The 12866-nt window shown below is 61.4% G+C and carries 10 protein-coding genes; 4 read left to right on the top strand and 6 right to left on the bottom strand.

What is annotated here, in order from left to right; all coding sequences use genetic code 11:
* Positions 1-19 precede the first annotated feature (19 nt).
* Positions 20-1054 carry a class 1 fructose-bisphosphatase gene (gene fbp / locus AB5Y94_RS21020; protein ID WP_017764306.1) on the bottom strand — a complete coding sequence of 345 codons (1035 nt, stop codon included), beginning with the start codon at positions 1052-1054 and terminating at the stop codon, positions 20-22.
* 384 nt (positions 1055-1438) lie between these two features.
* Between fbp and AB5Y94_RS21015 the strand changes: the two genes are divergently transcribed.
* Positions 1439-3055, top strand: a complete 1617-nt coding sequence (locus tag AB5Y94_RS21015; protein ID WP_065018093.1) for a peptide ABC transporter substrate-binding protein — start codon at positions 1439-1441, stop codon at positions 3053-3055.
* 48 nt (positions 3056-3103) lie between these two features.
* Here the strand turns inward: AB5Y94_RS21015 and AB5Y94_RS21010 are convergent, their stop codons facing one another.
* From AB5Y94_RS21010 to sixA, 3 genes are all read right to left on the bottom strand, one after another.
* Positions 3104-4021 carry a DMT family transporter gene (locus AB5Y94_RS21010; RefSeq protein ID WP_368206491.1) on the bottom strand — a complete coding sequence of 306 codons (918 nt, stop codon included), beginning with the start codon at positions 4019-4021 and terminating at the stop codon, positions 3104-3106.
* A gap of 201 nt (positions 4022-4222) precedes the next feature.
* Positions 4223-4429, bottom strand: coding sequence for a DUF1107 domain-containing protein (locus AB5Y94_RS21005; protein WP_005301545.1), 207 nt, complete (start codon positions 4427-4429; stop codon positions 4223-4225).
* 133 nt (positions 4430-4562) lie between these two features.
* Positions 4563-5030, bottom strand: a complete 468-nt coding sequence (gene sixA, locus AB5Y94_RS21000; protein ID WP_017764303.1) for a phosphohistidine phosphatase SixA — start codon at positions 5028-5030, stop codon at positions 4563-4565.
* Between the two features lie 162 nt (positions 5031-5192).
* On the opposite strand from sixA, the gene AB5Y94_RS20995 reads away from it, so the two are divergent.
* On the top strand, positions 5193-7967 hold the full coding sequence (locus tag AB5Y94_RS20995; RefSeq protein WP_368206490.1) for an insulinase family protein: 2775 nt from the start codon (positions 5193-5195) through the stop codon (positions 7965-7967).
* Positions 7968-8287: 320 nt separating this feature from the next.
* Here the strand turns inward: AB5Y94_RS20995 and AB5Y94_RS20990 are convergent, their stop codons facing one another.
* Together AB5Y94_RS20990 and AB5Y94_RS20985 are read right to left on the bottom strand one after the other, a co-directional pair.
* Positions 8288-8941: a thiopurine S-methyltransferase gene (locus AB5Y94_RS20990; RefSeq protein ID WP_017779648.1), complete on the bottom strand. Its 654-nt coding sequence runs from the start codon at positions 8939-8941 to the stop codon at positions 8288-8290.
* A gap of 216 nt (positions 8942-9157) precedes the next feature.
* Positions 9158-10507: a leucine-rich repeat-containing protein kinase family protein gene (locus tag AB5Y94_RS20985; protein ID WP_123246291.1), complete on the bottom strand. Its 1350-nt coding sequence runs from the start codon at positions 10505-10507 to the stop codon at positions 9158-9160.
* Between the two features lie 325 nt (positions 10508-10832).
* On the opposite strand from AB5Y94_RS20985, the gene AB5Y94_RS20980 reads away from it, so the two are divergent.
* Positions 10833-11597, top strand: a complete 765-nt coding sequence (locus tag AB5Y94_RS20980; protein WP_368206489.1) for an SDR family oxidoreductase — start codon at positions 10833-10835, stop codon at positions 11595-11597.
* Positions 11598-11648: 51 nt separating this feature from the next.
* Positions 11649-12476: a bifunctional transcriptional activator/DNA repair enzyme AdaA gene (locus tag AB5Y94_RS20975; RefSeq protein WP_216989458.1), complete on the top strand. Its 828-nt coding sequence runs from the start codon at positions 11649-11651 to the stop codon at positions 12474-12476.
* Positions 12477-12866 lie beyond the last annotated feature (390 nt).

The raw sequence follows: 12866 nt of genomic DNA, 5'->3' as shown, positions 1-12866 counted from the left end.
TATCCCGTGACGCTGGCCGTCAAGACTGCTCGGCCGGGTTCTCGTGGGCGGAGAACTCCCGCATGAAGGCCTCGGCCCGCTCCACCATCTTGGTGGAGCCCACGAAATAGGGGGTGCGCTGGTGCAGCGCGGTGGGCTGGATATCCATGATGCGGTTGAAGCCGTCGGAGGCTCTGCCACCCGCCTGCTCCACCAGAAACGCCATGGGGTTGCACTCATAGAGCAGACGCAGCTTGCCATTCGGGGAGTTGGTGCCGGACGGATAGATGTAGATGCCACCCTTGAGCAGGTTGCGGTGAAAATCGGAGACCAGGGAACCGATATAGCGAGAGGTGTAAGGGCGGTGGGTCGCCTCGTCCCGCTCCTGGCAATATTTGAGGTACTTCTTCACCCCGTCCGGGAACTTGATGTAGTTGCCCTCGTTGATGGAGTAGATCTTGCCCTCTTCCGGAATACGGATGTTCTCGTGGGAGAGGCAGAAGCAGCCGATGGAGGGGTCGTAGGTAAAGCCGTTGACGCCAAAACCGGTGGTGTAGACCAGCATGGTGGAGGAGCCATAGACCACGTAACCGGCGGCGACCTGGCGGTTGCCCGGCTGCAGGAAGTCTTCCAGGGTGACGCCGGCACCCGGCTTGCTGACCCGGCGATAGATAGAGAAGATGGTCCCGACGGAGACGTTGACGTCGATGTTGGAGGAGCCGTCGAGGGGATCTATCAGCACCACGTACTTGGAGTGGCGGGAGAGCTCGGAATCGAAGGAGACGAAATCCTCCTCCTCTTCGGAGGCCATGCCACACACCTCGCCACGGGCTTCGAGCGCCGCCTTGAAGCGCTCGTTGGCGTAGACGTCCAGCTTCTGCTGCACCTCGCCCTGCACGTTTTCAGCACCCATGGAGCCGATGATGTCCGCCAGCCCCGCCTTGTTGATCTCCCGGTTCACCACCTTGGCAGCCAGGCGAATGGAGCTGAGCAGAGAGGTCAGCTCGCCGGTCGCAGTGGGATAATCCGCCTGCTTTTTGACGATGAACTCGCCCATGGTGATCATGTTTCGCATTATGGTTCCTTTAAGATCGTTTCCGTTGGCATTGAAAACGTTTGCAAGCATCAGCAAAAAAAGTGCCGATCCTCGGCAGCGTTGTTTTGTAACCTAATGTAACGTCTGTTTTTTGTTTTTGCAGCGAATTAAGCCGCTTGATAAATGCACATTCCCGCCATTTTTTCTGCCCGACGCTCGCCATAAACTGGTTTCAATCGGTAACTTTTCGAATGTTAATTCGTGGCAAAAAATCACGAAGATGTTGCCATGAAGGCGCCAAGATCCCCGCTCTGCCCCCTATCTGGGGCGCATGCCAAAGGAGACCGGCCTGCCTCTTGAGATCTCGCCATCAATCCCGCACACTGGCCAGGCTTTGGAAGCAAAAAAACATAAGGATATTCAATGAAAAGGACTCTCATTGCCGGCACGGTGGCCGCTCTGTTCGCACTCCCCGTCCTGGCGGCCCAGGTACCGGCCGGTACCAAGCTGTTACCCGCAGAACAGCAAACCTTCATCCGCAACATAGGTACCGAACCCGCCTCCATCGATCCCCAGATGGTGGAAGAGAGCGCGGGCAGCGAAATCGTCAACGATCTGTTCGAGGGGCTCTACACCCTGGACGGGGACGGCAAGCTGCAGCCTGCCGGCGCCCTGGGTTACCAGCTCGATCCCACCGGCACCGTCTACACCTTCAAGCTCAGACCCGATGCCAAGTGGTCCAACGGCGAGCCGGTGACGGCGGCAGACTATGTCTATGGCTGGCAGCGGGCGGCGGATCCCAAGAACGCCTCCAACTACGCCTGGTTCATCGAGCTGACCGGCGTCACCAATGCCGCCGAGGTCATCCAGGGCAAGCAGAGCCCGGATACGCTGGGCATCAAGGCGCTCGATGCCCATACCCTGCAGATCACCTTGAAAAACCCGGTCCCCTTCTTCCTGAAGACCCTCTCCCACTACACCACCTTCCCGGCGCCCAAAGCGACCATCGAGAAGTTCGGTCATGAGTGGGTCAAGCCGGGCAACATCGTCTCCAACGGCGCCTTCGTGCTCAAGGAGTGGACCCCCAACGAACGTCTCATCGCCGAGCGCAACCCCCATTACTGGGACAATAAGAATACGGTGCTGAACAAGGTGTTCTATCTGGAGATCGTCTCCGACACTGCCGCCTACAACCGCTACCGCGCCGGCGAGCTGCATTACACCAGCTACCCGCTCGAGCAGTACAAGCAGCTCAAGCAGCAGAGCCCGCAGGAGCTGGTGAGCGTGCCGACCCTGGCCACCTACTACTACGTGTTCAACACCCAGCGCAAACCGTTCGATGACCCCAAGGTGCGCAAGGCGCTGTCGCTTGCCATCGACAGGGACACCATCACCGAGAAGATCCTGGGACAGGGTCAGATCTCTGCCTTCAGCCTGACCCCGCCCATCGTCGACGGCTTCGAGCTCAAGCGACCAGCCAGCGAGCTGATGAGCAAGGAGGAGCGGATCAAGCAGGCCAAGGCGCTGCTCGGCGAGGCGGGGTACGGCCCGGACAAGCCGCTGACGGTGGACATCCTCTACAACACCAACGAGGGGCACAAGAAGATAGCGCTGGCCATCTCCTCCATGTGGAAGCACAACCTGGGTGTCCAGGCCAAGCTCAACAACATGGAGTGGAAAACCATGGTCTCGGCCCTCAACGAAGGGGATTTCGGGGTCAGCCGCTACTCCTGGAACGGGGACTACAACGACGCCTCCACCTTCCTCGATATCCTGACCTCCAGCAGCAGCGCCAACAGCGGCAAGTGGTTCAACAAGGAGTACGACGCCCTGCTGAGCAAGGCCCACGACTCGCAGGATGGCGCCGAGCGCAACCGCCTCTATCAACAGGCGGAAGCGGTGATCGAGGCCGACGCCCCCATCGCCCCGGTCTACTTCTACGTCAAGTCCCGCCTGCTCAAGCCCAACATCAAGGGCTACCCCTACCAGAATCCGCAGGATCTGGTCTACTCGAAGGACCTCTACCTCACCGCGCAGTGAGGCTAGATATCCCGCATAAAAAAAGACCGCCATTCGGCGGTCTTTTTTTCAATCCTCCCGGCAGGCGGCCAGCGCCACCCTGCGCCGGCGCAGCACCACAGGTTGCACCAGCAGCTGGGCCAGCAAGACCCCAAACAGGGTCATGCCGCCGCCGATCAAGTGATAGCTGGTCAATCTCTCGCCGAGCCAGCTGATGGCCAGGCCCGCTGTCATCACCGGCAGCAGGTTCATGAAGATGGCAGTGCGGCTCGCCCCGAGCAGAGCAATGCCCTGCATCCAGAGCCAGGGGGACAGGGCCGAAGTCGGGATCCCCGCATAGAGGATCAGCCAGAGCGCCCGACCGTCCGGCCAGTGTCCGTCCACCAGCAGATAAAACGGGGTGAGAAACAGCAGGCTGCAGAGCACCTGGCCGTAGAGCATGGACCAGTTGTCGAGTCCCAGATCCCACTTCTTGAGCAACACGCTGTAGAGTGCATAGGTGCTCGCCGACAGCAGCATGTAGACGGAGCCGATGTGGATGCCCTGAGTAAAGAGGCGAGCGGGATCCCCCTGCCCCAGCAAGATGGCCAGCCCCAGGATGGAGATGACGCCGCCTAGCAGCGCCCCCCAGGTGGGGCGCTCGCGCAGCAACCAGATGCTGAGCAGCACAGTCATCAACGGCGTCAGCCCCATCATCAGGCCGATCTCGGTGGCCCCCAGGGTCTGCGCCGCGTAGTAGCCAAAGGTCTGGTTGAGCACCATGCCAAGCAGGGCCAGCGCCGCCAGCTGATAGAAGCCGGCCCGCAGTTTGGCTCGCTCACGCCAGGCCCGATGGGCCAGAAACGGGGTCAGCACGATGGCGGCCACCATCCAGCGTGACCAGGCCAGCGCCGCAGGCGAGAGTACCCCCACCGCCAATTTGCTGACGATGGCGTTGCCGGCCCAGATGGCCATGCAGGAGAAGGGAAACAAGAAGGCAAGGGGCATCGCTATATCCAGAAAAAGCCAGCGGGTATTTCAGGCGGGAGTATAGGGAGACCGGCAGGATTAGCAAGCATCAGGCCGTCCGGGGTGGATTGCCTGACAAAAAGGGGAACCGAACAGCGCCAAAGAGGCCGGAATGGCCCCAAAAACAATCATGCCCGCACGGTGGCGGGCATGACGCGGATCAGCGAGGTGACGAAGCTATCACGCCGCATCCATGTGCAGTCTCGAAATCAACGCGTTGACCTCGACCACGGTCTGGCGGTGGGGAATGTCCGCCGACGTGGGCATCATCAGCAAGCCGGACTGGAAGTCGAAGCGTCCTCTGCCGTGGATGTAAATCCGCCCCTTGAAGAAGGTTTTGACATGTTTTGCCACCATCAGTGGCAGGTACTTCTTGAATACTCTCATCGTTTGCAACCTCTTGCAGTTGTATCCGTATGACAGCAGCTTCTGCGAAATAATTCCGTCAAATCTGTATAAAAATCCGGAAAAATCGCAACTCTCTTCCCCAAAAAACCAATCTATAACTTTTTATTAACTTTTAGCGTATTGTATGTGGTCCTTCCAACCAGAGCAAGGCCCCCTTGCCATCCTGCCACTCGATACAGGCCAGGCCCGAGGTGGCAAACATGGGGGCACCGGCCGCCGGACAGAGGCTCTGCACCAGATAGCCCACCAGCGGCAGGTGGCTCACCATCAGGATGCTGTCGTGCTTGGCTGCCAGCGTGGTGAGGTAGCTCGCCACGAAGGCCGGATCGCCATAAGGGGTGATGTCACCGCTCTCTTCGACGGCCCCTGCCTTGGGTAATTCACTGCATATGCTCTGCCAGGTTTGTCTGGCGCGCAGGTAGTTGCTGTGGATCACCCGATCCAGCTTGCCGCCAAGCTGGGGGGCCAGCCAGCGAGCCATGTGGATGGACTCTTCGATTCCCTGCTCGGTCAGTGGACGCTGTTCATCTGTTTTCGCATTCATGCCAGCCTGGCCATGACGCATGATGTAGATTTTCATTACAACCTCGCCCAACGGGCCTGTTTTGATAGCGGGGGGATCTTACCCCGCCATGCCGGGGGAAACAATTGCGCTACCTCTCAGAAAAGGGTTTGCCTCACCGGGTAGCGGGGTCGATAATCATGTTTAAATTCAAATAAATCCAACAAGAGTCACGCGCCAATGAGCCCATATGCCAGTCCCAACGACCATCGGCAATACCACTATCTGGAGCTGGCGAACCGGCTCAGGGTCTTGTTGATCTGCGATCCCGACACCGACAAGTCTGCCGCCTCCCTGGCTGTCAACACCGGCCACTTCGACGATCCGGCGGACCGGCAGGGGATGGCTCATTTCCTTGAGCATATGCTGTTCCTTGGCACCTGCACCTATCCCAAACCTGGTGAATACCAGCAATTTATGAGCCGTCATGGCGGCAGCAACAACGCCTGGACCGGCACCGAGTTCACCAACTTCTTCTTCGAAATTGACAACGGCTTCTTCGAGGCAGGGCTGGATCGCTTCTCCCAGTTCTTCATCTGCCCCACCTTCGATCCCGAGTGGGTGGACAAGGAGCGCAACGCGGTCGACTCCGAATACCGCCTCAAGCTGCAGGACGACGTGCGCCGCAGCTACCAGGTGCACAAAGAGACGGTCAACCCGGCTCACCCCTTCGCCAAATTCTCGGTGGGCAACCTGGATACTCTGGCCGATCTGCCCGGCCGGGATCTGCGCTCCGACCTTATCCGGTTTTACGAAACCCACTACAGCGCGGATCGCATGGCGCTGGTGATGATCTCGCCAGCCACCATCGAGACCCAGCTGGGTTGGTGCGATCGCTTTTTCGCTCCCATTTTGAATCGCAATCTGGGAACGCCGACCCTCGACATGCCCCTCTACCGGCTCGATGACCTGGGCATTCGCATCCAGATCAACCCGGTCAAGGAGACCCGCAAGCTCGCGCTCACCTTTCCGTTGCCCAACGTGGATGAGTATTACGACAAGAAGCCCCTCACCTTCCTGAGCCACCTCATCGGTTACGAAGGGGACGGCAGCCTGCTCTCTCTGCTGAAAGCGAAGGGTTGGGTCAACCAGCTCTCCGCCGGCGGTGGCATCAGCGGCGCCAACTTCAAGGATTTTGGCGTCAACTTCGGGCTGACCCCGCTCGGGCTCGAACACGTCAACGAGATAGTGGCGGCCCTGTTCGGTTACTTGAAGCTCATCGAGCGCGGCGGAGTGGAAGCCTGGCGCTATGACGAGAAACGCACCGTACTCGAATCGGCGTTTCGTTTTCAGGAGCGGGGCCGGGCGCTCGACACCGTCTCCGGGCTGGTGTTGAACCTGTTCAGCTACGCCCCAGATGACCTGCTCTACGGCGACTACATGATGCGCGCATACGACGAGCCGCTCATTCGCCGCCTGCTCGCCAAGCTCACCCCCCACAACCTGCGCATGACCGTCACGGCGCCGGAGCTCGGCACGGACCGGCTGGCCCGCTGGTATCAGACCCCTTACAGCGCCTCCATCATCACCGAGGCGGAGAAGATCCGCTGGCAGCAGAGCGAGCCGGATCCGGCGCTGGCCCTGCCGCTGCCCAACCCCTTCATCAGCAACCGGCTCGACGTGCGCACGCCCGAGCTTGCCGCCGACATGCCCGCCTGCCTCATCGATCGGCCCGGCTTTCGGCTCTGGCACCTGCATGAGCATCAGTTCAGCGTGCCCAAAGGCAACCTCTACATCTCCATCGACAGCGAGCACGCAGTCAAGAGCCCGCGCCACATCGCCATGGCACGCCTGGCGGTGGAGCTGCTCACCGACCATCTCAACGCCCTCACCTACCCTGCGGAGCTGGCGGGGCTCGGCTATCAGATCTATGCCCACCAGGGCGGCTTTACCATCAACCTGAGCGGCTTTGCCGACAAGCAGCCGCTGCTGCTCGACATGATCCTCGGCAACCGCACCCTGGGTTACCCGGATCCGGCCCGATTTGCCGAGATCAAGGAGCAGCTCATCCGCAACTGGGACAACCAGTCCAAGGCGCGCCCCATCTCCCAGCTGTTCAACCAGCTCACCAGCCTGCTGCAGCCCAACAACCCGCCGTTCGAGCAGTTGCTGCGCCACCTGCGCAGCGTCGAGCTGGGCGAGATGCCCGCCTTCGTGGCGAGCCTCTTTGCCGAGGTGCACGTAGAGACCCTGGTGCACGGCGACTGGACCGCCGCCGAGGCCCTCGAACTCGCCGCTCTGCTGGAGCGCCACCTCGGCGTCAACAGCCAGCCCAGTGCCGAGACCCGTCGCCCGCTCATCTCCATCCAGGACAGGGGCACCCTCATTCGTGAACAGGGCTGCGAGCATGAAGACTCGGCCCTGCTGGTCTACTACCAGTCGCGCACCACCCGGGCGCGGGATCTGGCCTGCTTCACCCTGGCCAACCACATCATGTCCTCCACCTTCTTTCACGAGCTGCGCACTCGTCAGCAGCTCGGCTATGTGGTGGGGGCCGGCAACCTGCCCCTCAATCGCCATCCGGGCCTCATTTTCTACATCCAATCGCCGGTGGCCGGACCGCAGATCCTGCTGGATGCGGTGGAGGAGTTCATCGACCTGTTTCCGCTGGCCATGCTCGAACTCACCGCCCGCCAGTGGCAGGACAGCAAGGCGGGCCTGCAGGCCCAGCTGAGCGAGCGGGATGCCAACCTCCGCAGCCGCGGCCAGCGGCTGTGGGTCAGCATCGGCAACAAGGATCTGGGCTTTGATCAGCGCGAAAGGGTGTGCGAGGAGGTGGGCAACCTGAGCCGTGCCGATCTGGTGCGCTTTATCACCCAGCTGAGATCGAGAACGTCGGATCGGCTGATCCTCTGCAGCTATGGTCAGGGCCACGAGCACGACGAGCGCATCACCGGCCAGTTTATCGATGACCCGCGTGCATTCCGGCTCAATGCCGCCACCTTCGAGGCCTGATCAGGCCGCCTGTTTCCCTTCTTGTAGCCAATAAAAAGCCGACCCCGTGGGGTCGGCTGGAAAAACCATAATCAATTGCGACCAGAGCCGCCAAAAGTGAACATGAGCGTGAAAATCAGACACTGAGTTGATGGTCGGCGGGCAGTCCCAAACCAGAGCGCGCCTGCCGATGACAACAGTGATTGAGAAACAGGCTCATCTTAGGCACTCCCCTCCCTTGTCACGTTGATCTATGTCAAAGGAGGTAATAAAGAGTCAACCAGCTGCAGCTTTATGGCCAGTTTTATCGCCTCGGGTCACGCTTTTGGTCAGGCTTTTGGTCAGGCCTGTGGACGGCGCACCAGCCGGTAGGCCACCTCGTCGAAGTAGGAGAGCTGGCCCGACAGCACCCTGGGGTGATCGAGCTCCGCCGCTCGCCCCAGCACCTCCACCTGGAAGTGGCGCTCGAACAGGGTGCGCACCTCCATCTCCCCCACCGAGAACGGCGGCTGACGCTGCTGCTCCGGCTGATATTCCAGAGTCACCAGCAGGATCTGACCACCCGCCTCGATAAGCCGGCTCATCAGCTCGGCATATTGACGGCGCATGGCGGTCGGCAGGGCAATGAGAGCGGCCCTGTCGTAAGCCAACCGATAACGGCGGCCAAGTTCGGGGGCGGCGAAAAAATCCCCCTCATAGATGCGCAGGCTGTCGTGCTGATGGCACTGATAGGGCCCCTCGGCACTCACCGTTTCACTCAGTTTGTTCTCGCTGAAAAAGCTGTTGATGGCGACGGACGAGAGCTCGAACCCGTCGACCGGATGGCCCTGCCCGCTCAGCCAGAGCATGTCGCGGGACTTGCCGCACAGGGGCACCAGCACGGGCTCGCCCTGCTGCTGGGCCGACCACCAGGATTGCAGCCAGCGATTGAAATCCGCCTGATGAAAGCCGATCCGGTTCTCTTCCCAACGCTGATGCCAAAATGCCGCTTCCATCCAGTAACCCCTGTCATGTAAAGATGCCTCAATATCACAACTTAGTTCGCTGCGCGCAAGCACCAACAAGGCGGCAGCCGTAACTTTTGCCCAAAAAAGCGGAGCAAAACAAAAAAGGGCCCCAAGGCCCCCTTTTGACATCTTTTTGTCATCCACTCCTGCTCTTTTGCGCCTGCTTTCCACCTGCTTGCTACAGCGACGGCAGGGCGGGCCGGATCACTGCAAAGCCGGCTCGGCGCACCTGACCGGCGCCACCGCAGCAAGCCTGGCAGCAATCTCGGTAAAATCTGGGCGCGCCGCTACCGCCTCGGCAAGACAGTCATCCACCAGCGCATGCAGGGCGTCCAGCCTGTCATCACGGGGGACGCAGCGGGCCAGCAGCTCTTCCAGCAGGCAGCCGAAGGCCCTCACTTCCAGTCGCTCCAGCAAGCCGGCCAGCTCACCATCGGTTCGCTCATAACAGGAGGCGGCGCCGAAATCCCCGAGCAGCAGCCGGCCCTCCCCTTGTGAGGCGTACAGCATGTTGTGGGCGTAGAGATCGCCGTGCAGGATGCCGCGCCCGTGCAGATGCAGCGCGGCGCTCGCCACCCCCTGCACCATGGCCAGCAGCGCAGCCGGGGTAAAGCGGGCATCGGCCTGGTAGATATCGCGAGTGCAGGAGTCCAGGCTCGGCGGCCCTGCCAGGTTGATAAAATCTGGGTCTATCAGCGCCATCACCAGTGCCGGAATGCCGGAGGGGTGATCGCCCACCCGCCCCTCAACCCCGACCAGATGGAAATGACGGCCAGCCGCCAGCGACACCGCCAGCTCGCAGCGGGGCAGCCCATCGCTGGTCACGGCCCCCTTGAAGCACTTGACCGCCACCGCCCGCGGCCCCGCCGGCGTGGCCAGCTCCGCGCGATGGATGACGCCGGATGCCCCCTGCCCCAGCAGCTCGCCCACCGTCAGTGCAGCCCACGGGATGTCGGCTACCGAGGCGCACTGGCCCAGTAGCAGCTCCTGCCTGTCGCTGAAGGGGTTGCCCGCATACGCCAGCCAGGCGAGACGTGGCAGCCTCGCCAGCCAATCCGGCAGCGCCTCGAGCCGGTTGGCGGCGATGCGCACCAGCTCCAGACGCTGGCAGTTGGAGAGGGTTGCCGGCAGCTCGCGCAGGCGATTGCCCGAGAGCATCAGCTTTTGCAGGGCGCCGCACTGACCCAGCTCATCGGGCAGCCGCTCGATGGCGTTGTCGGTCAGGATCAACCAACGCAGCCCCGCCGGCAGCGACGCAGCAGACACAGTGGCGATCTGGTTGGCCTTGAAGCCCATCATGGTGAGCGCCGGGCAGCGCCCCAGCACCTCGGGCAGCTCGGTAAAGCGGTTCTCGGAGCAGAAAATGATGCGCAGCTTGCTAAACTCGGCCAGCTCGTCAGGCAGCCGACTCAACTGGTTGCCGGTGAGATCCAGCACCTCCAGCGTCTCTTTGAGAGCCAGGATCTCGGGCGGGAACACCGTCAGGTTTTCGGCGAGTTTGAGGTGGCGGGCGCCGCAGAGTTCACCTGCGCGCAGCTGTTCCAGGGTATGCATGACATCGTCTCTATCGGGGTGGCCGGCTCGCGGCCAACGGCGCTGCCGGTAGTTGGGCCAGCAGCCAAACCGGCAGTCAAAAAAAGAGGGGGCATTATAGAGAATGACGGCCGAAGATCCCCTGTTTTGTTGCCACGAGGGCCTGCATCGACACACGGTAGGATGATATGGGGGCAAAGAGAGCAAGATCCGGGTCGTGCCAGCGAGGACCGATTGCCATAGTGGGGCCAAACCAGCGTGGAGTTGAACCCATTGAGGTTTCAACCCACTGCCAACCCCGTGCGCCACTTAGCTGGCGCACAACACACTCAGCGAGGGAACTGCCATGTCATTACTGTCCAACAAGGTCGCCATTATCACCGGCGCCAGCTCCGGCATCGGCCGCGCCAGCGCCATCCTGTTTGCCCAGGAAGGCGCCAGCGTGGTGGTCGGCGCCCGCCGCCAGAGCGAGCTGGATCTGCTGGTGGAGGAGATCCGCCACGAGGGGGGCCAGGCGGTGAGCCTGGCGGGGGATGTGAAAAGCGAGACTTACGCCCGCGCCCTGGTGGATCTCGCGCTGACCCGTTTCGGTGGACTCGATATAGCCTTCAACAACGCAGGCAGCACAGGGACACCGGGCAGCGTGCCGGCGCTTGGACTGGCGCAGTGGCAGGAGACCCTGGATACCAACCTCACCAGCGCCTTTATGGGGGCCAAGTACCAGATCCCCGCCATGCAGGCACGCGGGGGCGGCTCGCTGATCTTTACCTCCACCTTCGTCGGCCATACCCTGGGGCTGCCCGGCATGGCGGCCTATGCCGCAAGCAAGGCGGGCCTCATCGGCATGACCCAGGTGCTGGCTGCAGAGTTCGGGGCACAAGGGGTGCGGGTCAACGCCCTGCTGCCGGGGGGCACCGACACCCCCATGGGACGGGCCTTTACCGATACGCCGGAGAGCCTCGCCTTTGTGCAGAATATGCATGCCCTCAAACGGCTGGCCCAACCGGAGGAGATCGCCCGCTCGGCCCTTTATCTGGCGTCCGATGCATCCAGCTTTACCACCGGCATTGCCCTGCTGGCCGATGGTGGGGTATCTATTTGTCGCACATGACCTTGTCGCACCCAAGATCCTGCGGCTGCAAACTTATCGTGAGAGCGCCTTATGTCTGATTACGCCCGCATCGCCGATGCCATCCGTTTTATCGCAAGCCAGGTGGCGCGCCAGCCCACCCTGGACGAGATAGCGGCGCACGTTCACTTAAGTCCCTTTCACTTCCAGCGGCTGTTCAGCCGCTGGGCCGGGGTAACGCCCAAACGCTATCTGCAGGTGCTGACCCTGGAGCGGGCCAAGGCGCTGCTGCAGGAGTCGCGCCCGCTGCTGGAGGTGGCCGATACCCTGGGCCTGAGCAGCGGCTCGCGGCTCTACGATCACTTCGTGCAGTTAGAAGCGGTGACGCCGGGCGAGTACAAACAGCGCGGGGCCGGGCTGATCATCGATCACGGGGTGCACGACACCCCCTTCGGCCAGGCGTTCGTCGCCCTGACCCCGCGGGGGGTGTGCAACTTCTCGTTTCTCGATGACCAGGCCCCAGAGGCGCCGTTGACTACCCTCGCCCACAACTGGCCAGAGGCAGAACTTAGGGAGGCGCCATCACGTACTCAGGGGGTCATCGACACCATGTTCGATGGCAGCAAGGCACCGGATCGCCCCATCTCCTTGCACGTGAGCGGTACCAACTTTCAGATCAGCGTCTGGCGGGCGCTGCTGCAGATCCCGCCCGCCAAGGTGGTGAGCTACGCCCAGGTGGCAAGCGCCGTCGGCAACCCCAAGGCCGCCCGCGCCGTGGGGCTGGCGGTGGGCGCCAACCCCGTCGCCTTGATGATCCCCTGCCACAGAGTCATTCAGCAAAACGGCAAGCTCGGCGGCTATCACTGGGGCGAGACCCGCAAACAGGCGATACACGCCTGGGAAGCGGCGAGGTATGAGTGAACCTGGCCTTTTTCTGCTCGCCCTGATGGGGGAGAAACAGGAGTGTTGGTGGTGAGTCAGCAAACTATCAAGGTCACGCCGAACGAGCAGGCAGTGATATAAAACGGGAATATGAGAAGAATCGGGGCACAGATCGCCCCTTTTGTTGCCTTGGTGACGGGACATGGCGTTCCACACCACCACCCCCATCGGATTGACGAAACACGTAGGGTGCAATAAGCGCAGCGCATTGCACCGTTTGCTGAGCGGATTTTGGGCTGAGACCAAAGATCAAATTCGCGGAGCAATTTACGTTACTCCTATCGGATTACGTATTGTGACCTCACAGACTCAGCATGTAGTGCTTCAAAAAGCACCAAGGATAATTGTACACTGGCTAACAAATTTAAA

It is taken from the genome of Aeromonas sp. s5 (assembly GCF_040907865.1).
GTDB lineage: Bacteria > Pseudomonadota > Gammaproteobacteria > Enterobacterales > Aeromonadaceae > Aeromonas > Aeromonas dhakensis.
This window is presented reverse-complemented; position numbering and strand designations above follow the sequence as displayed.